The organism is Nocardioides baekrokdamisoli, assembly GCF_003945325.1.
Lineage (GTDB): Bacteria > Actinomycetota > Actinomycetes > Propionibacteriales > Nocardioidaceae > Nocardioides > Nocardioides baekrokdamisoli.
In genome coordinates this window covers 2316282-2338319 of record NZ_AP019307.1, presented here as the reverse complement: position 1 = coordinate 2338319, position 22038 = coordinate 2316282, and the positions used below count along the sequence as shown (strand labels likewise).

The window sequence follows — 22038 nt, the reverse complement described above, 5'->3', positions numbered from 1 at the left end:
CTCAGACTCCTTCGATCGCTGCGTCCGCGTACGTACGCAGGGTGGGCTTGTCGATCTTCCCGACCGGGTTCTTGGGCAGGGCGTCGAGGACCGTGATCGTCGTGGGCACCTTGACCTTCGTGAGGTGCGTCGCGCACGCGTCGCGGAGGGCCTCGACGCTGGTCGAGCGCTCGGGATGCAGCGCGACGTACGCCACCGCCACCTCGCCATAGACCGGGTGCGGCTGCCCGACGACCGCGGCTTCGATCACCGCCGGATCGTGCAGCAGGACCGTCTCGATCTCCTTGGGATAGAGGTTTTCGCCACCCCGGATGATCATGTCCTTGATCCGATCGACGAGCTGGAGATAGCCGTCCTCGTCGAGGATCCCGACGTCACCGGTGTGCAGCCAGCCGTCGCCGAGGGCGTCGGCGGTGGCGTCCGGACGGTTGAGATAGCCCTGCATGACGTTGTCGCCACGCAGGACCACTTCGCCGCGCTCGCCGGTCGGCATCAGCTCGCCATCCGGACCCATGATCGCGACCGTCTGGCCGGGGAGGGCTGGCCCGACGGTGCCGACCTTGCGCTCGCCGTCGAGCGGGTTCGCGGTGGCGGCACAGGTGCACTCGGTGAGGCCGTATCCCTCGAGGAGCGGGAAGCCGTACCGCGCCTCGAAGCCGGTCAACAACTCCGCCGAGGCTGGCGCCGCGCCGCAGATCCCGAACCGCACCGACGACGTGTCAACGGCGACATCGGCGGGCAGCGCCAGCAGGAAGGTGTAGATCGTCGGCACGGCCGAGAAGTACGTCGGCCGCAACGTCTCGATGGCCCGCATGAACTCGACCGGGTGGAACCGACTGAGGATCGACAGCTGGCCGCCATTCAGCAGCGTCGCGAGGAAGCTGACGCAGATCGCGTTGACGTGGAACAGCGGCAGGACCAACAGGCAGTGATCGTCCGGTCCGAGTGTCAGCGCCTGGTCCATCATCAGGGCCATCGCCGAGATGTTGCCGTGCGAGAGCATCACACCCTTCGGCTTGCCGGTGGACCCGCTCGTGTAGATGAGCAGCGCCAGATCGGCTGCCGCGGTCACCGGGGCAGGCACATCGCCACGAGCCTCGGTACGCAGATCCGCCACTGCCAACCGCGGACGCCCCGCGGTCTCGATCGATGCGTCGGACACGATGACGAGCGCGGCGCCGGCGTCGACGATCTGATAGCCGGCTTCGGTGGCGGTGAACGTCGGGTTGATCGGTGTGGCGGTCGCGCCGAGCCTCCAGGCGGCGACGATCGCGGTCAACAGTTCGATCCGGTTGGGGAGCATGATGGCAACGACGCTGCCGCGGGTGACCCCCAGCTCGGCGAACTGCTCGGCCGCCGCCGCCACGCGATCGGCGAACCGGCCGTACGTCAGCTCTTCGCGGTCATCGCGAAGACAGGGCCTGTCGTCCCACTCCGTCGGGCGGTTCCAGGGGAGGTACGCCAGAGACATCGTCGCCTCCTCAGAACAGACTCGCATCGAAGCCTCCATCGAGGATGGCCAGGCCAATGCCGTTGGCGGCGCCGGTCACGATTGCGGTCCTGCCCTGGAGAGTGTGCGACATCGGATTCCTTCGGTTCGGTCGTGCTGTCAGACCTCACGGTACGAATGAATGTGACCCAGCACACTGTGCGTTCCGCACAAATCTCGTCATCGACTTTTCAGGCTTCTGACCTTCGCCAAGCGTGAGGCTGGCTGGCATGATCAAAACCAACGGCCCCTGATGGGCGACATGCACAAAACGCAGAGGTGAAGCCGGTGGATCCACGTCAAACCCTCCGGAGCGAGACGGAGGCTCACGCGGCCTCCCGGATCCGCGAGGTGGCCCGGTCACTCGGTACCCAACTCATCAGCCTGGGTTCCGCGCTCCTTGCCGAGTTGCCCGATTCGATCCCGGAACTGCGCGGCGACCCACTGATCCTCGACCTTCTCCGCGCGAGCGTCGAGAGCAACATCGAGACGTTCCTCCATCTGGTGCAGCACTCGATCGCGATCGACAACATCACTCCCCCGGCAGCCGCAATCGCGTACGCACATCGACTCGCCCAACGCGGGACGTCATCGAACGCGCTGGTGCGCGCGTACCGGCTCGGCCAGCGACGGATCCTTGACCTCTCCTTTGCCGAGATTGCTCACCAGGAGCCCGATCTGGAGGTGGCCTACGAAGCTGCACGACTCATGCACGACCTGGCGTTCCGTTACGTCGATCAGGTGTCCGAGAAGGTGGTTGCGGAGTACGAGTCCGAGTTGGAGCGGTGGATGGCCAACCGCAACACCGTCCGCGCCACCATGCTGGCGGCGCTCATCGACGGGCAGGACATCGACGTGGCCGCCGCTGAGAGCACGATCGGCTACCGCCTTCGGCAGCGCCACCTCGGGGTCGTCCTGTGGGATACGGATCGAAGCGGATCCACCGACGGTCTCAGGCGCCTGGAGACTGTTGCCGGACTGGTCGGGGACGCCGTCGGGAGCACCGGCCAACCACTGTTCCTCCCTCAGGATCGTTCACAGGCCTGGGCCTGGATACCGATGGGCCGTGCAGCGGTCGCGACCAGCGCCGAGGAGATCGAGCGAGCCATCGCAGCCACCGCGGGCTCGATCCGTGTCGCCCTGGGCACCGTGGGTGCGGCGATACCCGGTTTCCGCTCGACCCATCTTGAAGCGCTCAAGGCACACACGGTGGCCACGATCGCCGATGATCGGGCGGCCGCCGTGACGACCTACGCAGCGCCGGGCGTACGCGCCGCCGCGCTCCTCACCCGCGACATCGAATCCGCGCGAAACCTCGTGGTCGACGTGCTCGGACCACTGGCGGCGGACGACGAAGCGATCGAACGCCTCCGAGAGACACTGCTCGTCTTCCTCAGTGAGGGCGGTAGCTTCCGCACCGCTGGCGAGCTTCTTCACGTGCACCGCAACACTGTGAAGTACCGCATCGACCGTGCGACCGAGGTGCGTGGACGCGACCTCACGGACGACCGGTTCAACCTCGAACTCGCCCTGCTTGCCTGCCACTGGCTCGGAAGAGCCGTGCTGACTCCTTAGGCGTGCGCCTGGCGATGGTCGCCGACCTTCCGCATCAGCGCGAGCGACCCGAGACCGAGAGACGGCGCCAGATCGATGGTGCGTACGAGCGCGCCACGCCAGCGCGGAACCACCCGGAAGATCTGGTGCTTCTGCTCGAGCAGGTCGATCCCCGCACGGGCCACATCGTCCTCCTGCAACGGCTTCGGTCCGGAGAAGAGCAACGCAGCTCCCGGTTCCTTCTGCTGGCTGGAGACCATCGCAGTTCCGACCACGTCAGGGCACAGCGCCCGTACCCGGATCGGCCGGCCGGCATGGCGCAGGTCGCCCTCGAGCGAGGTCGTGTACGACAGCACGGCTGCCTTGGTCGCGGCGTACAGAGCGAGGCCGGGGACCGGCCCGAGCGCCGAGATGGACGCGATGTTGAGGATGGCTCCTCCGCCCTCCATCGCGTTCACGGCGGCCGAACATCCCGCCATCACCCCACGGACGTTGACGTCGAGAATCGCGGCCACCTGGTCGTCGCCGTGGGTCCAGGCATCTCCCGAGAACAGGATCCCGGCGTTGTTGACCCATCTGGTCAACGGACCGAGCCTGGCGGCCTCGGCGGCCACCGACCGGTGCGACGCCATGTCGCGTACGTCCTGCTCCAGACCGACGGCGCCATTCCCGATCTCAGCGGCGGCGCGCTCCGCGGATTCGCCGTCGACGTCGGTGAGGACGACGCGGTAGCCGTTGTCGGAGAGCTGACTGGCGAGAGCGAAGCCGATGCCGCGTCCGGCACCGGTCACCACAGCAGTTGAAGTCATGGGACCCAAGGTAGAGGCATCTGGTCGCGCGCACTTCGGGCGCCGCGAACAGGACCCCGCCGGATTCTTTGGAGACCTTCACAAATCCGGAGTCGAACGATGGCGCGAACGGCATGGCGCGGCACGTCAGTCCCCCGACAGACTGATCGGCACGACGCATGTGCGTACCAAGGAGGAGCAGTCATGGCGGAGTTCGACTACATCGTGGTGGGCAGCGGCTCGGCAGGAGCTGTGCTCGCCGGACGGCTGAGCGAGGACCCAGGTGTCACCGTCCTCGTGCTCGAGGCCGGCGGGAAGAGCCGGCCGAACATGACTGTCCAGATCCCCGCCGCGTTCGCCAAGCAGTTCCACACTCCGCTCGACTGGGACTATCTCTCAGACCCGGAGCCGCATCTGGGTGGGCGCCGGATCTACCAGCCGCGCGGGAAGATGCTCGGCGGCTCCAGCGGCATGAACGCGATGATCTACATCCGCGGAAACCGTGCGGACTACGACGGCTGGGCCAAGGCAGGCGCAACCGGCTGGTCGTACGACGAGGTGCTTCCGTTGTTCCGCCGGATGGAGACCAACAGTCGGGGTGCGAACCAGTTCCACGGCGACCAAGGTCCGCAGTTCATCGAGGACGCCCCCGACCCTCGAGCCGGCTCGTTGCGGATGATCGAGGCCATGGCTTCGGTCGGGCTGGGCCGTACCGACGACTTCAACGGGGCGCAGCAGGAAGGCGCCTCGATGTATCAGCGGTTCACCCGCAGGGGTCAGCGCTGGACCACGTACGACGGGTATCTCGCGCCTCATCGCAAGCAGTCGAATCTGACGATCGCGACCGGTGCGTTCGCGCACCGGGTCGTGATCGAAGGGGGCCGGGCCACCAGCGTCGTCGCCCGTGTCGGTGAGCAGACCCAGACGTTCCGTGCGCACCGAGAGGTCATCCTCAGCGCCGGTGCGTACAACACCCCGCAGTTGCTGATGCTCTCCGGCATCGGACCGTCGGCCCACCTGAGCGAGCACGGCATCGACACCATCGTCGACAACCCGCACGTCGGATCGCATCTGATGGACCACCCGATGTATCTGATGAACTTCGACACCAGCGAGCCGGACAACCTGGCCAACGCCGAGAAGCCGAGCCAGTTGGTCAAGTACTTCCTGCAGCACCGCGGCATGCTCACCTCGAACATCGGTGAGGCGGGCGCGTTCTTCCACACGAGCGTGGCCGACATCGCGCCGTACATGCAGATCATCGGCGCGCCGGTCTACTTCTGGGAGCACGGTGCCGCGGAGCACGACGGGATGGCCTGGGCCATGGGCCTCTCGATGGTCGGCGCCAGGTCCGAGGGTTCGGTACGCCTCGCGTCGAGCGACCCCGAGAAGGCGCCCAGCATCTGCAACAACTACTTCGAGAACCCCGACGACATGACGTCCATGGTGGAGGGGATCCAGCGGGTACGCGAGATCGCGTCCACCCCGCTGATGCGCAGCATCACGAACCGAGAGATCCACCCCGGACCGCAGGCCTCGACCCGCACCGAAGTGGAGGAGGCCATCCGGCGCGGGGTCGAGCACACGTATCACCCGAGTTGCACGGCCAGGATGGGCACCGAGGACAGCGGCGTCCTGGACGCCTCGCTGCGCGTCCACGGCGTCAGCGGACTGCGGGTGGTGGACGCCTCGGCGATGCCGCGGATCACGCACGGCAACACCCACGCCCCCACCATGCTTATCGGCGAGAAGGCGGCCGACCTGATCAGGAACGGGTCGTGACGGCCACTTCCGCCACGACCCGACTCACGCCTCGCGGTCGCGGACGAGGGCGCTGACCGCAACACCGACGAGGACGCCGACCATCGTGCCCAGGGCACGAGACGTGATCATGTCGCGTACGCCGATCGGCTGCGCCAGCTCGGTCATCAGCATGATCATCGGGGTGAAGAAGCTCAGCGCGACGGCGTAGTTCACCGACATGAAGAGCTCGGTCGGGAAGATCAGGCAGATCACGATCACTGCCAGAGTCCTCGGCTCCCAGCCGGGTGTCAGCACGAGTGCCGTGACCGCGAGGCCGGCGAGCGTACCGATCACGCGGTGGACCCCTCGCCTGAGGCGTCCTCGCGAGTCCGCGGCAGCGAGCGTGACGGCGGCGCCGGCGATCGCCCAGTTCACGTGACCCAGGTCGAGGACGTACGCAACGCTTCCCGCCGCTGCCACGGCAACCGCGTAACGGGCCGCATGCAGAAACGCTGCGGGCCGTTCGCGGACCCGCTGGTCGCGTACGGCGGCGGCCACGCGGCGCTGGTCCCAGGTGGTCGCGTCTGCGGAAACGAACCCGATGAGCAGGGCCAGCAACGCCGACGCCGCCGTGATCCCCCAGCACTCCCACGCCGAGGCGGAGACGGAGTGGACACCGGCGATCGCACCGAGGGCAAAGGTGCCGTAGAAGGGGCCCTCAGGACGGAGCGCGAAGAAGTCAGCCAGAAGCGAACCGCCCACCGCGAAGACCGTGGCCGCCAGGACCACCGTCAGCGGCGAGGCATTCGCGCGGGACAGCGCGATCCCGGCGGCGGCGCCGCCGAGAAGCAACAGGGCCCCCTGCGACTGGTGCAGCAGCCGCACCGACCTGGTTTCGGCCCGGCCATACATGCCTGCGAATGAGCCGAATACGGCGAAGATCAACAGCGCCGGACGGTTCCACCACAACAGGGCGATGCCCGGAATGATGAGCCCGACGCTTACCCGCGCAGCATGCGCGCGATCTACGAGGACTGACGGCACTGCGTCATTCTGGCAGTGCCGGGACGAGCGCGACGATGACCGCCTCGCCCCCGTCCCAGGTCGCGTGCAGATGCGAGCCGTCGGACGGGATCGGGTCGGCCAGGTCGCCTGCGATCAGGAGGCCATGCCGCCCGGACCCCTCACCCTCCACGAGAGCGATGCGAACGGTGGAGTCCCGGGTCTCGACCAGGTCGTCGCCGTCGAAGACCTCGAGCCTCGCCTGCCGCTGCTCGCCGCGCAACGCGCGGTCGAAGCACGCCAGCGCCACCGGATCGCCCAGGCCGTCATAGATCCACCGCTGGCCGAGTACGCCATGCTCCATCGTCGACAGCAGGTGCTCATCGGCACCGTCCAACGGAGCGCCGCGATAGGTCATCACCACATGCCGCGGACCACCCGGCGCGGTCACGATCAGACCCTCGACGCCGACCTCGCCGTCCGGGTCGTCGAAGCGGTACGCCCCGAGGATCTCGACGGGTCCCCCGAACAACGTCTCGAGGATCTCCGGCTTAGACGGCTTGATGGTGGTTGAGTGCACGATCGCCATGCGATGAGCCTAGGACTCCAGCGCGGCGGACTGCCTTCGGTGCGAGATCGAGGACCAGTACGCAAACCCGATGAACACGACGCCGATCAGCCCGGTGACCACCTCGGGCACCGCGTACTTGATCGAAATCATCAGGATCGCCGCCAACGCGCCGATCGCCCAGTGCGCACCGTGCTCGAGATAGATGTATTCGCTCAGCGTGCCCTGTCGGACCATGAAGACGGTCAGGGAGCGGATGTACATCGCGCCGACACCCAGGCCGAGCGCGATGATGAAGATGTCCTGGCTGATCGCGAACGCGCCGACGACGCCGTCGAGGGAGAACGAGGCGTCCAGGACGTTGAGGTAACAGAACAGCATGAAGGCCGCTTTGCCGCTGACCTTCGAGCCGCCTGCGGTGCCGGGGTCGCCGAAGAAGTCGCCCAACCCGCCCATCAGCAGATAGGTGATGGTCCCGGCGAGACCGGAGATGAGCACCGTTTCGGGCTCTTCGGCAAGAGCGAGCGCACTGGCCAGCAGGACGCCCAGAGCGATGGCGACCGACACGTACTTGACCCTCCCCATGCGTGCGAGCGGGCGTTCGATGAAGCTCAGCCAGGTGTGCGCGCGGTCGGTGAACACGAAGTCGAGGAACAGCAGCAACAGGAACATCCCGCCGAAGGCGGCGATCGCAGGGTGCGCATGGTGGAGCAGGTACGCGTACGTCCCGGGCTCAGTGATCGACCCGCCCTTGACCGCGAGGTCCACGGCCTTGAACGGACTGATGTGGGCTGTCACCCCGACCAGGACGAGCGGAGCGACCAGTCGCATGCCGACCACCGCGATCAACAGGCCGACGGTCAGGAACAGCTTCTGCCACCGGGCGTCCATCCGGTCGAGGACGGACGCATTGACGACCGCGTTGTCGAACGAGAGTGACACCTCCAGGACGATCAGAATGGCGACGATGACGACCGCACTCGCGCCGCCGAGGAACCCCGCTGCCACAAGAGCCGCGATGGTCAGAGCGAACGAGGTACCGAAGATTCTGAGAATCACGTGAGAACCGTATCCGGGAGATGGTGAGGTCTACCTAAACGTTGCCGGGCTCGCGCGGCAACTCCAACGCGCCACATGGCTGGAGCAGCCGCGTGAGTGCGTCCCGCTCGGCTGGCGTGACCCAGAGATGCCACGTCAGTTTGATCGCCACCATCCGGGCCGCGTACGCACAACGGAACGACTTGTCGGGCGGCAGCCAGGTCCCGGCATCGCCGTCCCCCTTGGCTTCGTTGACCCGCCCCTCGACGGCGATCAGCTCGAGCGGATCGTTCGCGAAGTCATGTCGCTGCCTCGCGGTCCACTGCTGGGCACCGGTCTGCCATGCGTTCGAGAGAGGCACCACGTGTTATCTGGCATTGCATGAGTGGCGCCGATCACAGCGACGACGGGCCCATTTGGGGTACTCGATCATCCGTGAGCGGCGAGTTATCAGGTACTCGTACGCGATCACATCCGTCTTCCGGGGAGAGCCGGCACGGTCGTCCAGTCGAGCGCAAAGGCCTTCTGAACGGCCTCAAGGGTGACGGTTCCTGCGCAGACCGGTCCGCGACCATACGTGCTCTCGACATGGTCCTTGTCGTTGTTGACATATTGGTTGCGGCCGAAAAGACGTCGGTCGTCGTTTGGCTCCGGCCACAGATTGAGCAATGATCCGGGCGACCCGCCGACCTCGATAGGCGTTTCGTGATCCATTTCATACGAACTCATCGGCCGATCACCGACCCCGTAGGCGGCCATCAAGGCGCGCTTTACCTTCTCTGTGAGATCTAGGGGCGGCCGAACGCTGGCGGTGTAGCCGCCGCGGCGACAGATTGTCTCTCGCAGGTTGGCCTGAGTGACTGCGTCGGTGATCGCTCCTGGCGTGCATCGGGGGTCCGGCAGTGGCTCACCATCGCTGGCGTGCCGGAAGTGGCAAGTCCCCGCGGCTGGCACGATCCCGCTGAGACCTCCCGCCTCCGACCAGCCAAGGCCTGGAACAACAATCAATCCTCTGGCACGCGGATCGGACGGTCCCGCCGATGGTGCCGTCAGCCGCGAACTTGAATCACTATCTCCGCCACGCGAACCGACGGACGCTCGCGGCATCGACTTCGGGGCCACTGTGAGCACACTGCAGCTGGTGGTCGAGATTGTCACCGCAGCAACGAGAAGCAGGCGAGGGTCCATGATCGTTCCAACCTAGGCGGCTCCTCCGACAGTTATGGGCCGAGCCGCCCCCGCGATTCCAGCTCACGCCGCAGCTCAAGAAGTTGGCCGTGCGCTGCCGCGAGCGCGGTCTCCAACTCGTCGATCTCCCGACGATGCCGTGATCGCAGTTCCCGCAACTGAGCGGTCAGAGCACGAACTGCTCCTGTTGCAGGTACTTGGGCGTCCGTTTGCGCAGGTCGCCCGACTACCGTCGTGGAGTCGCGCAGTTCCTGGATCCGGCCGCGGAGCACGGCGTGCCCGTAGATGAAGTCGGTCGAGACGCCCGCCTCGCGGGCCACTGCCGCGATAGAGACTCTCCGTTGGGAGGAGACCATCGCCTGAAGAGCAGCGAGCGCCCGCCGCTCGGCGTCGGCGCTCCGCTTAGCGGCTGCCGCGCGCAGATGTTCGGGCAACATCAGTGACCAACTACGTGCGGGTCGGACTGAAGGTCTGCCCCTGCACCCCGAACTGCGCCGCTGGAGTCGCCGCGCCGCTGAATTTCGTCCAGCGTGGTCAGAACCTGCCGTAGTGATGCCTCCTCGCGTCGTCGGGTCGCGAGCCATATGTTGTCGTCCGGCATCGGCACCCCAAATTTGCCGAGGAAGCCTTCTTGCCTGGCCGCGACGAGTTGGACGGTGGCGGCGAGCTGTTTCTCCAACTCGGGCCGATGGGACGCATCCGTGGTCCACATGCTGCAGGACAGGCAGGCATTCCCGCGATCGCAGGACTTCTTTGGCGGCAGCATGCACCAACCATTCGGAAGGATGCGGTCCGCGCGCTGATCGAGGTGGAGCACGTCGTACAGGTCAGCCGGATCGAGCCCGAGCTCGCGGCCATCGACGGTGAGTTTCTTGTACCGGAGGAATTCCTGTTCAGCGGTGGTGCTCAGCGTTTGGGCGTAGTGCATCGTCATCGTGGGCGTGACGTGTCCGAAGTAGCGCATCACGACGTGAATCGGCACGCCTGCATTGAGCAAGTTGGTCGCCTTGGTGTGTCGAAATTTGTGGGTCTGGCTGATGGAAACCGGTGCGCCAACGGAGTCGCGAATATCGAGTCGCCGCGAGAGTTCGCCCAAGCGCACGTGGAGCGTTTGAGCCGCATAAAAGCGGCCCCCTGAGCGATTGAGCTTGGTGCCAGGGAACAGGTACTTCGGATCACCGTCGTATCCGAAACCCTTCATGATCGCCCGTGCATGCGCCTGTTGCGCTCGAATGATCCGAACGATCTCGTCGTCAACAGGAATGGTCGGATCGCCGGTGCGGACCTTTGTCTGCTGGTACCTCAATCGCGCGACCAGTTCGCCGGAGGTCGCGGTTGCTGCATCTTCTGCGGCCGGTCCGGGCACTGGTGGCGCGTCTGCCCTGAGCAGCGGACGGAGTGGGTCGAAATCGAGCATCAGGATCTCATTGATCCGTCGGCCAGTCCTCAATAGGAGCGCGAGCGCATGGAAGGCCTGCAGGTCCCCCATGCCGCCCTCTTCGACGGGGCGAGCGAGTAGCTCGGACCCCTCCGCGATCTTGGAGAGAACGGCATCCTCCAGCACCATTCCTTCCTTGGGCGCGTTCGTGAGGCGCGGCTTGTCCTCGAGACGGAACGGCACCGTGTGTTCGGGCCGGAGGTCCCGCCATCGCGGGTCGCCGAGAACCTCTGCGGCCTCAAACCGGTTGTCGTACATCCAGCGGTAGAACTGCTCGATGGTCACAATTGTCTGGCGCCTTGTGACTTTGCCTAAGGGTTTTCCTTTGTTGGGGCCGGTCAGGGCGGCGTGGGTTCGCATTCCTTCGGCGAATGTCCGGAAGTATGGTCGCCACTCCGCCGGATCGTCGACGAGAAGTGGCCCACGGTCACCCCAGCTATTGATGTGGCGTTGGAGCCACTTCATGCCATCGACCCTGGTCTTGAGGGTTCCCCACGAGTAGCGCCCGGACTCAAGACCGGCACCGAGCCACCACTTCGTGCCCTCACGCAGCCACGCGGAGGTGAGATGGGAGAAATTGACCCGCGAGCCAGCGCCAGGCTCATGCTCCCGAACCGGGATACGGGGATCAAGCAGCGGATTCCACAGATCAAGCTGCCACCACTCACCGACGTGGTACGCGTGGCTAAGCAACTCCTGAGCGCGGCGCAGGTAGTAGACGGCGTTGGCGTCGTTGCCACGACCTAGGTCGCGCCCCTTCAGGCGGGCAGCTTGAGCCTCGCGCAGCCACTCGTCTGGGGCGAGCGACAGCACCGACGGGGATGTACGGCCGCGCTCCGTTCCGTCCTGGGTAGCGGCCCGCAACACGCGGGACATGCAGCCAACCGAATCGACGCTGATGAGTCGTCCGATTTGAACCTCGCGATGGATCCACCATGCAAGTTCCTTTCCCATCGCGTCAGGCAGCCCTTCGAGCAGGACCGCTGTTGTAATCCAACGACCGCCCTCACCCGTCCGCTTGAGCATGAAGTTCCCGAGATACATCTCCGGCAGGTTCGCGTTGTTGAACTTCAGGCGCCGACACTCCTCGGGCAGGGAGTCCCACAACTGCTCAGTGATAGCAGGGTCGAACAGGTCCGGTGCACCGAGTCGAGGATCGCGGCGATCTCTACGTCGTGGACGGATTGCAGTCCCGGACTCCAGTGGCTCAGACGGTTTCACTTCGGGTCTCCCAGGGGCTGACGAAGGAACTCCAACTCGCCAGAGCCGCGAGTTCTGCGTCGGTCGTGACGTGGCCGTAGACGTTCAGCGTGGTCTGGACGTCGGCGTGTCCAAGACGTCGACTGACGACATGCACGGGGGTCCCCGCCAGCAGGAGTGCGGTGGCATGGGTGTGCCGGAACCAATGGGGCGTTGTCGACGCCGGGACAGGCGCACCGGCCCGAATTGACGCCCTGAGATGGGCATACACGCTCTCCGGACGAAGGGGCCCGAACAACGGATGGCGCTTCACGTTGCAGAAAATGTAAGCGTTGTCCCAGTCGTCGAGAACCGCATCCGCACCTTGCTCGCACAATGCCCACACGTAGTCGGCATAGAGCCGATCGAGCTGAGCTGAAACGAAGACCCGCCGGGCACCGCTCTTGAGCCGGATGCCGTGAGGGTGCTTGGCGGCGACAAATCGGATCGAGGCGGTATCACCTCGACCCGACTGCCAATCGCCGTGGCGCAAACTGAGTGCCTCTCCAATCCGGCAACCGCTCTCAGCGAGTAGCGCCCATAGGAAGCGGTAGCGAAGGTCGCCGAGCCACTGCCCAGCGTGTCCGTCCCAACGCGCTTCGTGAGCGAGCAGTCCATCAATTTGCGTCGGCGTCAGCACGGGGACTTCACGCCGTTCCTCGCGGACGCGCACGACAGATCGAACTCGGCCGTTCCTGCGGGCGATGTGTTCAAGAAGCGGCAGATAAGCGCCCGGTCTGCTCCGCACTGTCTCGTACAGCAGCGAACTGGTTCCGACGCCGTTAGATGCGTGGAATCGGTAGAGGGATGCGACTGCTCTGAACCTGGCGGCAACTGTGGACTCGGCCACGATCGGTACGGGGCGGAGCATGGTCGATGATTGATCGAGTGCTCCGGTTCGGACCTTGTTGAGAAATGTGCCGAACTCCTTCAACGGCACCGAGTCCCAGGCACGGGAGCGGTCGTCGAGGAAGGTCCACCAGAGCGCGAGAGCGCGGGCGTATGACCGGACAGTATTGGGCGAGTAATCGGAGTTGCGAAGGTACTCGAGAAACTCCTCTGCCGGGACGATGACACTGCCACCCGAATCGACGACCGTCCATGTGGCTTCATCATCGCCAATACGCACGCGCTGCACCTTCGCCACGAGAGCTGACCTCACATCCCTGTCATCAGCCGAACATCGGCCACTGTCACCGCAGTCGAGAGCATGGACGCGCGGCGAGCGATGTTTGTTGCAAGATGCAGCGATATTGCGCGCAGAAACGCTGCTGGGCGGTGTCGATGTGGAGCAAGTCGTGCGAGGGACGGGACGGCACGATGCCGACTCGCTGCCGGGTAGGCCTCGTGTTTGAACCGACGGATCAGAGGATTACTACTGGCGAGTGAGGCACATATCGGATGGCCGCAACAGGCAAGCCGGCCTCGTGTTACACGGTCACGCCCAGACGCGCGGCTGACAATTGGGACGCAAATGGGGCCGCCCTCCTAGGAAAGACGGCCCCATTCGGTCAGCGGGCTACATCGAGCCCGGTGTACGCCAGATACCTCTAGACAGTGCCCGAGAAATCCACCTGAGGTGAAGCGGTTCCCAGTGCCAGTGCATTCCGGCGAGGAGGGTTCTGCCTATCAACTGTCCGAGAAAGCCAGATATATCCGGTCATTCCTCATCTCGATCTGAACTGCGTTCGGGTAGTAGGACCCCGCCCGAAGCAGGCAACTACCGTTTTCGGCAACTGGAACCAGTATCTCGCTACGACGCTTCGCCAGGGATCGGGCCTCGTTCAGCGTGAGTCCGATGTACATCGCCCGGGTCCGAGTATATCCAGGATCGAAGCACCTGCGTGCGGCGTGGTCGCCTTGAGAGGTGCTCGGAGGCGCGGATGGATATCCGCTGGCAGTTCCGCATCCCACCAAGGCAAGCACGACCAGCGGACCCAGGATCGACAGACGGAATCGGGCCGCCATCGACGAGCGCAGTCCATGGACGCTCACGGAATGCTCAGAGACCACCGAGACAGAATGTCCGGGACCTGGGTGTAGAGGCAGTCAGAGTTCGAGTATTGGCCGGTAATGATTCCTACCGCCGTCGCGCCACCCGGCCCGTTGTAAGCGAATACTGGCCCGCCAGAGTCGCCGCCCTGGCATAGGGTTCCACCGCTGCTCTTGACCTCTCGCAAGCCGCACGCAGTGTAGTTGCCGAACTCAGGACTCTTGATCGTTGCGCAGAAGGTGTTGGCCTGCTGGACGGTGCCGAGCGTCTGGCCGCTGAAGGAGCCGTCGAAGTTAATCTGGCAGCCCTGGCACGAATACCCAGAGCCTTGGACTGCCAAGTCAGACGTTGTCGTGACGCCGCCATTCCAAATGTCACTTGCATACGTCTTACCGTTGATCAATTCGGCGTCGACCGAATTGTTGCCAAAGGAGCGGTGACTAACCGTCCCGTAGCCTTTACTCGTGTTTCCGTTGACGTAGACCGGCGTGTTGAGTGTCCAGCAGTGGCCGGCCGTGATCGAGTACCAACCCCCAGAGGACGTGTGGGCCGAGAAGCCCGACGTGCAGCCGGAGCCGTTGGTGATCCTGTCGCCGCCCCAGTACGGTTGATTGTCGTCGAGGCGGCCAGTCGCGCCGGCGACACCCTGCACAAAGAGGGAGATGGCCGGCCCGAAGGTGTTCGCGACCTTGTCGGCGAACCCCGGAGGAATGGAACTTACCCCGACGTCGACCGAGTCGTTGCCGTAGTTGAGGCCCCAACGGTTGAGCGAGACACCATTGTCCGCAAACAATTGCGAAGTCGATACGGCGGCCAAGACCGAGTTCAGTTGCGCAATGGTGAAGGAGCAGGACGTCACTGCCACCGTGGCGCCATCGGTTCGGAGCTTTGCAACCTCGGCATCGATCGAAGCGTTTGGACCGCTTCCGGTGTCGCAGATAGTGACGGCAGTTGGGCCGTTGGAGTAGACCCCGCCGTACCGTGAGGGCTGAGCTTCGGCAAGCGTCGTCAAAGTATGGATGTCGTCGGCCAGCAGGGACTGGGTTGCAAGGTTGACGTCGACGATTCCAGCGTCAGTGGCACCCTTGTCGGTTGCCGCTGCACCAAAAGCGCCGGGAACAATGCTGACAACGAGGGCGGAAGCTACCACCGCCCCAAATCCCAACTTCTTGGCCGCTATGTGAGCGCTACGCGGCGCGGGTGCACGGAGAATTGTCATGGTTAAAGGACCCTTCAGAAGCTGAGCCCCCGCCCGATGGCCGAGAGGTCTCGGCTACATGGACGCCGAAACCTTCGAAGGTGTTGCAGCGCATCCCAAGAGTTCTGTGCCGTGGACGCCACCGGCTATGACTGGTCACGCAGTCTCAAGCTGGAAGCGATCGCTCGCGCAACCGAGGCATCGGTAGCGTGGACCACAACTACGAAACGGGCGTCCGGAACGGAGACCTCGTAGACCGTCTGGTTCTCAATGATGATCGGCTCAGACAGGTCGACCGCGCGCCCGCCGAGGCGCTTAAACTCGGTCCCGGACGGCCGGACCCGCGGAACAAACGGCTCAGAGTCGCAGTGGTCAGCGCTTCGGACAATCACACCGCCCGCGGAACTGTTGGCCCCGCACGCAGACACGGCAACATGCCAAGCTACTGGCACATCGACGACGTAGCGCCCGAGAATCAATCTCGCCATCTCATTCGTGGCTGTGACTTGTGGCACGCGGTTGTCGGGACGTTGCCCCGAATGCGTTTGCGAACTCACAGTCACGGCGATCACGGTGGCCACGGCCGCGGCTGCTACGAGACCAACCAGCGTTCTGCTCGGACGGCGATGCTGCGGATTCGTAACCGGCGACAATTCAAGCCGCCCAAGTACATCAGCGGCGCTCGGGGCACCTTCTGCTATCTGGGCGAGCGCGGCCCTTATGCGCGCCTCGTGAGGATCGCGGCTGCCGATCATGTCGACTCCAAATATTGCTTGATACGCTGCATGCCCCGCGCTGCGAGACTCCGGACTGTCGCTCGCCGACAATCGAGGACTTCCGAAATGCGGAGGTCGTCGAGATCCATCCAGTATCGCAGCACCACAACAATTCGCTGCCGTGCGGGCAGAAGTTTCAGCGCCGCACTCACCGCGGCTGCGTCATCAACCCTCTCCGTCCTATCCGGTTCGAACAGCACGCCGTCTCTGGCGTACTCGAAGGAGACCAGAGCCGGTTGGCGCCGTCGATGGTTGGAGCGATGACGATTCATCATGATCCGCAGGATGTACGCATCGCGGTCATCGGCTTGATCAACTCGCGCACGGGCCTTCCATGCGAGGAGCAGCGTCTCCTGGACCAAGTCGAGCGCGGAGTCGCGATCGCCTGTAAGCATGAACGCGCACCTGGCGAGCCAATCCCCGCGCTCCCGCGCGTATTCGGAGAGACTCGTTTGCTCTTCAGATTCTGGTGGCAGCACCGTCACGACTCTTGGACGCATGCGGTCTGCCATCTGTTGCAGTGGTTCGGAGAAATTATCGGCCCGATCCCCAAACAGGCCGCGCGGCATCGAGGCGTCTTCCTGTCGGCAACATGCCGCTGACGTCCTGACCTGCGAAAGTTAGCACAGCACGCGTCAGCACTACTGATACGCTGTGGTCGATCTGGACCAGCGAACTCGTCCCCGGCCCGCGTACGAACGAAATGATTTTGGCCGTGTAGGGATCGCGCAGGGTGCCCGTCGCGACCTTGCAACCATCCGAGCGCAGGACGACATCGGCCAGATCCCGGCGCAGGACGTCGTTGCGGGTATCGCACCCGTTGCGACCCCACATCTCGTCGTTGTCGTCGGTCCACGCCTCGCCGAACTGCGCCCGGGAGTATCCGGTCTTCGGCGCGCGGCCCTTGACCGGGAGGTGCGCCAGGGCAGTGAGCGCTGATCCCCCGCGAACAGGTGTCGAGGACGGGCGTGCAGGGGCGTGCGAGGCGTGTGATGAGGACGGAGCGTCCGGCAGTGGGTCGCTCGAGGTCGGCGGCGTCATGCACGACGCGAGCAGTGCCAGAGCCCCGAAGCCCACCAGGTACGAATGCTTCACAAGGCGCAGCGTGACAGCGAGCACCGACGTTTTGGGTTCGGTACGGCTGCGTCAGCTGGAGCTATTCAGAAGTGGAATCAGCCGGAGCGCCGGTGTCGACCGGGATCTCCACACGCTTCTTCGGCTCCGACGGGTCGTACAGACCCGCGGCGGCCGCCGCATCGGTCTTGCGCAGTTGATTGCGGAAGCTCCAGCCGAGGAACGCCACCGCCACCAGCAGCAGGAAGAAGATCAGGAACCCCCACGGGCCCGCGACAACGTCATTGTCGGCAGGCGCCGGGTCCATCGTGGCGGCCAGCAGATACAGCATGCCCTCAGTCTGCCACCGGATACGGAATACCCGCGAAGAGGTCGTCCTCAGGGATGGACGTCGACACCTTCGAATCCACGAGTTGGAAGTCCTCGGTCGGCCAGACCTCCTGCTGGACCTCCCGCGGCACCGCGAACCAGAACCCGTGCGGATCGATCTGAGTCTCGTGCGCCAGGAGCGCGGCATCGCGTACGTCGAAGTAGTCGGCGCACGGCACCCGCGTGGTCACCCGGGCATCCCACGCCGGGTCGGACGGATGACTCAGCCACTCCGCGTACGGGGATTCCAACCCTCGGTCGAGCATCGCCTGGTGCAGTGCGGCCATCCGCGCCCGACTGAAGGTGAACTGGTAGTAGATCTTGAGCACCTGCCAGGGCTCGCCGGCGTCAGGGAACTGCGTCGGATCCGAGGCTGCCGCGTACGCAGCCATGGAAACCTCGTGGCACCGGATGTGGTCCGGGTGCGGGTAACCGCCGCGTTCGTCATACGTCGTCATGACGTGGGGCCTGAACGTCCGGATCAGGCGTACGAGTGCTTCGACCGGCTGCTCCAGCGGCACCACTGCGAACGAGCCGACCGGGAGGTCCGCCGGGTCATCCGGCATGCCCGAGTCGACGAAGCCGAGCCAGTCCTGGGTGATGCCGAGGATCTCGCGTGCGCGATCCATCTCGGCGCTGCGGATCGCGGCGATGTCCTCCAGGACACCCGGGCGGTCCATCGCAGGGTTCAGGATGCTCCCCCGCTCCCCACCGGTACAGGTCGCGACATGGACGTCGACGCCCTCGGCCACGTACTTCGCCGTGGAGGCCGCTCCCTTGCTGGACTCATCGTCCGGATGGGCGTGAACGTGCATGAGCCGCAGGCCGGCGAGCGGTCGGTCAGACATGGATGCGATCCTAGTGTCGTGACTTGGAGGTTCCTGGACGGCTTCGGTCGTTCGGGTGCGTGGCTGACAAGGCGGAGGAGCGGAGCGATGCCGGTGGCATCGCGACCGACGACAACGCGGTCAGACGGGCGCCCGGGCGGGCGAAACGTGCAGGATCCTCCAAGTCACGACACTTCGGTGACTCAGATGCCGGCAGATCGCTACGGCCAGCGCTCATCCGTGAGTACGCGAATGCTCCTGATCGTCGCCGCAGCCGCGCTCGCGGCTGTCGGAGTCTGGTTCGTGGTCACCATCGGCTGGGTCGCCGACGCCAAGGTGACCTCATCGATCGGCGGCTGGACCGTGAACGGCGAAAAGTCCGTCACCTTCACGTACACGGTCACGCTCGGGAAGAACGTGAACCCGGCCGACGTACGCTGCGAGGTCACCGCCCAGGCGAAGGACTTCAGCAGCGTGGGTGGACCGGTCACGATCGTCCCGCCGAGCGGCGGCACCCACAGTTACACGATGCGGACGAGCCGGCACGCCGTGTACGTCAGTTGGGCCGGGTGCTCAGCGCCGGGCCAATCAAATCCGCGCTGAGTCAGTCCTCGAAGGGCTTGGCGGAGACGATCTGGACCTTGATCTCCCGACCGGTCGGGCCGGTGTAGGACACGGTGTCGCCGGCCGTGTGGCCCAGCAGGGCCGCACCCAGCGGAGCCGCCGGGGAGAAGACGTCGAGACCGTGGGCGAAGGGCTTCATCTCGATCGCACCGAGGAGGAAGGTCTCCGCCTCGTCATCGTCGTCGCCCTCGAACTTGTAGGTCACGACCACACCAGGCGCGACGACACCGTCTGCGACGGGCGCGTCGGTGAAAGAGGTGCGGAGGAGCACCTCGAGCGCGTCGGCCTCGCCGACCAGGCGACCCTGGGCCTCGCGGGCGGCGTGGTAGCCACCGTTCTCCTTGAGGTCACCCTCGTCGCGCGCGGCGCTGATCTCGGCGACGATCTTGGTGAGCTGCGGTCCGCGCATGTCAGCCAACTGAGCCGTCAAAGCCTCGTGCGCTCCCGCGCTGAGCCAGTGGGTGGCCTGGGTGTCGGTCGACTGCGTCATAGTGAGTAACTCCTATGCGATGGGGGCATTCATCGGGGAAGCAGACATGCGCTTCAACCCGTCGGTCCGGCGGGCTCCTCTCGATGGACGGCCCTGCGGACTGTCAGTCTGTCGAGTCTACACACGCAGGGTGGGCAGCGTCACACGCCTGCGACGGGGTGCGCCCGGAAGCCCTCCGCCCGGATCGCATCCACGACCGACGCCGCGTGTGCTTCGCCGCGGGTCTCCAACTGCAGATGCACCTCGACCTCGTCGATGAGGAGCAGCGGGTTGGTACGCACGTGGCCGACGTCGAGGACGTTGCCGCCGGCCTCGCCGACCACCTGGAGCAGTCGGGCCAGAGCACCGGGCGCGTCACGCAAGGTGATGTCCAGACCGAGATAGCGCCCACCGGCGGCGAGACCGTGCCGGATCACCTTGGCCAGCAGTCGTGGATCGATGTTGCCACCGCTCAGGACGACCACGACCGGACCCTCGAACGCGCTCGGATCGTCGAGCAGCGCGGCCACACCCACGGCGCCGGCCGGCTCGACGAGGAGCTTGGCCCGTTCGAGGGTGAGGAGCAGCGCGTGCGAGATCGACTCCTCGCTGACCGTGACGATGTCGTCGACGTAGTCCTCGACCAACGGCAGGGTCAGATCACCGGGGCGGGCCACGGCGATGCCGTCCGCCATCGTCTGGGTGTTGGGGAGCGTACGCGGCTGGCCTGCGTTGAGGGAGGCGGGGAACGAGGCCGCACCGGCCGCCTGCACACCGACGATCCGGACCTCGGGACGGGTTTCCTTGATCGCGAGCCCGATGCCGGCCAGCAACCCACCGCCACCGGTGGGCACCAGGACGGTGCGTACGTCCGGAACCTGGTCGAGGATCTCCAGCCCCACGGTCCCCTGCCCGAGGATGACGTCCTCGTGGTCGAACGGGTGGATGAAGACGGCACCCGTCTCGGCTGCGAACTCCTGGGCAGCTGCCAGCGTCTGCTGGAAATCCGCGCCCTGGAGCACGACGTCAGCGCCGTAGCCGCGGGTAGCGTGCTCCTTCGGCGTCGGGACGCCCGCCGGCATGAAGACGGTGGCCCGGATCCCGAGAAGATGCGAGGCCAGGGCGACGCCCTGGGCATGGTTGCCGGCACTGGCCGCGACCACGCCACGAGCTCGCTCGTCGACGGTCAGGCGGGCCAGGCGGACGTACGCGCCGCGGGACTTGAACGACCCCGTCCGTTGCAGGTTCTCGGCCTTGAGCAGGACCGGTGACCCGACGCGATCGCTGAGCCATCGGGAGGTCTCCACCGGAGTGACCCGGGTGATGCCGGCCAGGAGGGCCGCCGCGTCGCGTACGTCAGACAGCCGCATCGGGTTCCACCTGGTCAGTGTCCTCGCGAAGCGAGGCGAGGTGCAGAGCCACCGCATTGGTCGCGGCCGCCAGCGGAACCGCGACCAGTGCTCCCGCGACCCCAGCGACGATCACTCCGGTCGCGATGGACAGGATCACGGCGAGCGGGTGGACCCTGACCCAGCGGCCGAGCAGGAACGGCTGGAGCCCGTGCGCCTCGAGCTGCTGCACCGCGACGACCCACCCGAGCATGATCAGCGCGGTCACGATGCCGTGGTCAACGAATGCGATGAGGACCGCAACCGTGCCGGCGACGGTTGCGCCGAGGATCGGCACGAAGGCGCCGAGGAAGACCAGGACACCGATCGCCGCCACGAACGGAACGTCGAGGACTGCGGCGCCGATCATGATGCCGATCGCGTCCACCGCGGCCACGATGACGGTGGCGCGTACGAACTGGGTGAGGCTGATCCAGGCGACCTTGCCGCTGCTGTCCAGACGCGTACGCGCCGAGCGCGGCGCCAGCCGGACGATCCAGGCCCAGATCCTGGATCCCTCGGCGAGGAAGAAATACGTCGAGAACAACACGATGAACATCGCCGCGACGACGTCCAGCGCGATGCTGCCGACCGCGGTGACCTTGCCGACCGGATTGCCGTCCTTGCTCCAGTGGACGAGGGCGTTCTGCAGCGAATTGAGCCAGCCGTCGATCTGGTTGTTCGTCAGGTGCAGCGGCCCGGTCTGGAGCCACGATCGCAGCTTGTCCAGGCCTGCGGCGGCCTGAGTCGCCAGATCCGACGCGCCCGCAGCGACCTCGCGGCCAGCGAATGTCAGCATCGAAGCGATGATCGCCACGACCACGAGCACGACGAGGAGCGCCCCGACACTACGAGGTACGCGCATGCGCTCGGCCAGGTTCACCAGCGGCACCACCAGCGCACTGATCAGGAGTGCCACCACGATCGGAATGACGACAACCTGGAGGTGCCCGAGAGCCTTCGCGAGGACCCAGCCGGCGGCCACGATCAGGAGCAGCCGCCAGGCCCACGCCGAAGCCACGTCGATCCCGTACGGCACCCGCGGGCGGTCCCGGGACTCACGCGGGAGGACCCCGTCGGCCGCGTGGGCGAACTCCTGCTCGCGTTCGCGGCGGACCTGGTTGAGCTGGTTGAGCACACGGAGCGCGATGCGTTCGGTGTTCTCCCGCCTACCCCGTTGGGTCTCCTCAGCCGGCTCCGCCGCGCTCTCGGACGCAGGCTCCGTCACCGACTCGGGCTGGTGGTCCTGGGGACCATCACTGCTCATGGAGCC

21 protein-coding genes are annotated in these 22038 nt (G+C 65.6%); 3 read left to right on the top strand and 18 right to left on the bottom strand.

What is annotated here, in order from left to right:
- Position 1: 1 nt before the first annotated feature.
- Complete coding sequence (locus tag KCTC_RS11450) at positions 2-1471, bottom strand: class I adenylate-forming enzyme family protein (RefSeq protein ID WP_125569396.1); 1470 nt, start codon at positions 1469-1471, stop codon at positions 2-4.
- Positions 1472-1777: 306 nt separating this feature from the next.
- Between KCTC_RS11450 and KCTC_RS11445 the strand changes: the two genes are divergently transcribed.
- On the top strand, positions 1778-3064 hold the full coding sequence (locus KCTC_RS11445; RefSeq protein WP_231998706.1) for a helix-turn-helix domain-containing protein: 1287 nt from the start codon (positions 1778-1780) through the stop codon (positions 3062-3064).
- Here KCTC_RS11445 and KCTC_RS11440 read toward each other — a convergent pair.
- Positions 3061-3852, bottom strand: a complete 792-nt coding sequence (locus KCTC_RS11440) for an SDR family NAD(P)-dependent oxidoreductase (protein ID WP_125569395.1) — start codon at positions 3850-3852, stop codon at positions 3061-3063. The two genes, KCTC_RS11445 and KCTC_RS11440, sit on opposite strands and share 4 nt — an antisense overlap.
- 183 nt (positions 3853-4035) lie before the next feature.
- On the opposite strand from KCTC_RS11440, the gene KCTC_RS11435 reads away from it, so the two are divergent.
- Positions 4036-5613, top strand: a complete 1578-nt coding sequence (locus KCTC_RS11435; RefSeq protein ID WP_164512580.1) for a GMC family oxidoreductase — start codon at positions 4036-4038, stop codon at positions 5611-5613.
- Between the two features lie 24 nt (positions 5614-5637).
- Here the strand turns inward: KCTC_RS11435 and KCTC_RS11430 are convergent, their stop codons facing one another.
- The 13 genes from KCTC_RS11430 to mca form a co-directional block, all read right to left on the bottom strand.
- Complete coding sequence (locus KCTC_RS11430; RefSeq protein WP_125569393.1) at positions 5638-6618, bottom strand: FUSC family protein; 981 nt, start codon at positions 6616-6618, stop codon at positions 5638-5640.
- Between the two features lie 4 nt (positions 6619-6622).
- On the bottom strand, positions 6623-7165 hold the full coding sequence (locus KCTC_RS11425; RefSeq protein ID WP_125569392.1) for a maltokinase N-terminal cap-like domain-containing protein: 543 nt from the start codon (positions 7163-7165) through the stop codon (positions 6623-6625).
- 9 nt (positions 7166-7174) lie between these two features.
- Positions 7175-8203: a DUF475 domain-containing protein gene (locus KCTC_RS11420; RefSeq protein WP_125569391.1), complete on the bottom strand. Its 1029-nt coding sequence runs from the start codon at positions 8201-8203 to the stop codon at positions 7175-7177.
- Positions 8204-8237: 34 nt separating this feature from the next.
- Complete coding sequence (locus KCTC_RS11415; protein ID WP_408636092.1) at positions 8238-8543, bottom strand: HNH endonuclease family protein; 306 nt, start codon at positions 8541-8543, stop codon at positions 8238-8240.
- Positions 8544-8650: 107 nt separating this feature from the next.
- Positions 8651-8941: a hypothetical protein gene (locus tag KCTC_RS14920; protein WP_197715183.1), complete on the bottom strand. Its 291-nt coding sequence runs from the start codon at positions 8939-8941 to the stop codon at positions 8651-8653.
- A 461-nt stretch (positions 8942-9402) separates the two neighbouring features.
- Positions 9403-9807, bottom strand: a complete 405-nt coding sequence (locus KCTC_RS11405) for a DUF6262 family protein (RefSeq protein WP_125569389.1) — start codon at positions 9805-9807, stop codon at positions 9403-9405.
- The gene (locus KCTC_RS11400) at positions 9807-11915 is read right to left on the bottom strand and encodes a tyrosine-type recombinase/integrase (protein ID WP_125569388.1); all 2109 of its coding nucleotides are present in this window, start codon (positions 11913-11915) and stop codon (positions 9807-9809) included. The genes KCTC_RS11405 and KCTC_RS11400 overlap by 1 nt, the downstream gene beginning before the upstream one ends.
- A gap of 100 nt (positions 11916-12015) precedes the next feature.
- Positions 12016-13194 (bottom strand): tyrosine-type recombinase/integrase, encoded by a 1179-nt coding sequence (locus KCTC_RS11395; protein ID WP_125569387.1) that lies wholly within the window; start codon positions 13192-13194, stop codon positions 12016-12018.
- An 844-nt stretch (positions 13195-14038) separates the two neighbouring features.
- Entirely contained in the window at positions 14039-15259 is a 1221-nt protein-coding gene (locus KCTC_RS11390; RefSeq protein ID WP_125569386.1) for a chymotrypsin family serine protease, read from the bottom strand.
- A 730-nt stretch (positions 15260-15989) separates the two neighbouring features.
- Positions 15990-16583 carry a sigma-70 family RNA polymerase sigma factor gene (locus KCTC_RS11385; RefSeq protein ID WP_125569385.1) on the bottom strand — a complete coding sequence of 198 codons (594 nt, stop codon included), beginning with the start codon at positions 16581-16583 and terminating at the stop codon, positions 15990-15992.
- Complete coding sequence (locus tag KCTC_RS11380) at positions 16549-17109, bottom strand: hypothetical protein (protein WP_125569384.1); 561 nt, start codon at positions 17107-17109, stop codon at positions 16549-16551. Before KCTC_RS11380 ends, KCTC_RS11385 begins: the two co-directional genes overlap by 35 nt.
- A gap of 61 nt (positions 17110-17170) precedes the next feature.
- Entirely contained in the window at positions 17171-17419 is a 249-nt protein-coding gene (locus KCTC_RS11375) for a hypothetical protein (RefSeq protein ID WP_125569383.1), read from the bottom strand.
- Positions 17420-17423: 4 nt separating this feature from the next.
- Positions 17424-18305, bottom strand: a complete 882-nt coding sequence (mca, locus tag KCTC_RS11370) for a mycothiol conjugate amidase Mca (protein WP_125569382.1) — start codon at positions 18303-18305, stop codon at positions 17424-17426.
- Positions 18306-18491: 186 nt separating this feature from the next.
- Between mca and KCTC_RS14760 the strand changes: the two genes are divergently transcribed.
- Positions 18492-18887: a DUF4307 domain-containing protein gene (locus tag KCTC_RS14760; RefSeq protein WP_164512579.1), complete on the top strand. Its 396-nt coding sequence runs from the start codon at positions 18492-18494 to the stop codon at positions 18885-18887.
- A gap of 1 nt (position 18888) precedes the next feature.
- On the opposite strand, the gene KCTC_RS11360 is transcribed toward KCTC_RS14760, so the two are convergent.
- From KCTC_RS11360 to KCTC_RS11350, 3 genes are all read right to left on the bottom strand, one after another.
- Entirely contained in the window at positions 18889-19398 is a 510-nt protein-coding gene (locus KCTC_RS11360; protein ID WP_125569380.1) for a GreA/GreB family elongation factor, read from the bottom strand.
- A gap of 140 nt (positions 19399-19538) precedes the next feature.
- The gene (gene ilvA, locus KCTC_RS11355; protein WP_197715182.1) at positions 19539-20747 is read right to left on the bottom strand and encodes a threonine ammonia-lyase; all 1209 of its coding nucleotides are present in this window, start codon (positions 20745-20747) and stop codon (positions 19539-19541) included.
- Entirely contained in the window at positions 20734-22032 is a 1299-nt protein-coding gene (locus KCTC_RS11350) for an AI-2E family transporter (protein WP_125569378.1), read from the bottom strand. Before KCTC_RS11350 ends, ilvA begins: the two co-directional genes overlap by 14 nt.
- Positions 22033-22038: the final 6 nt, after the last annotated feature.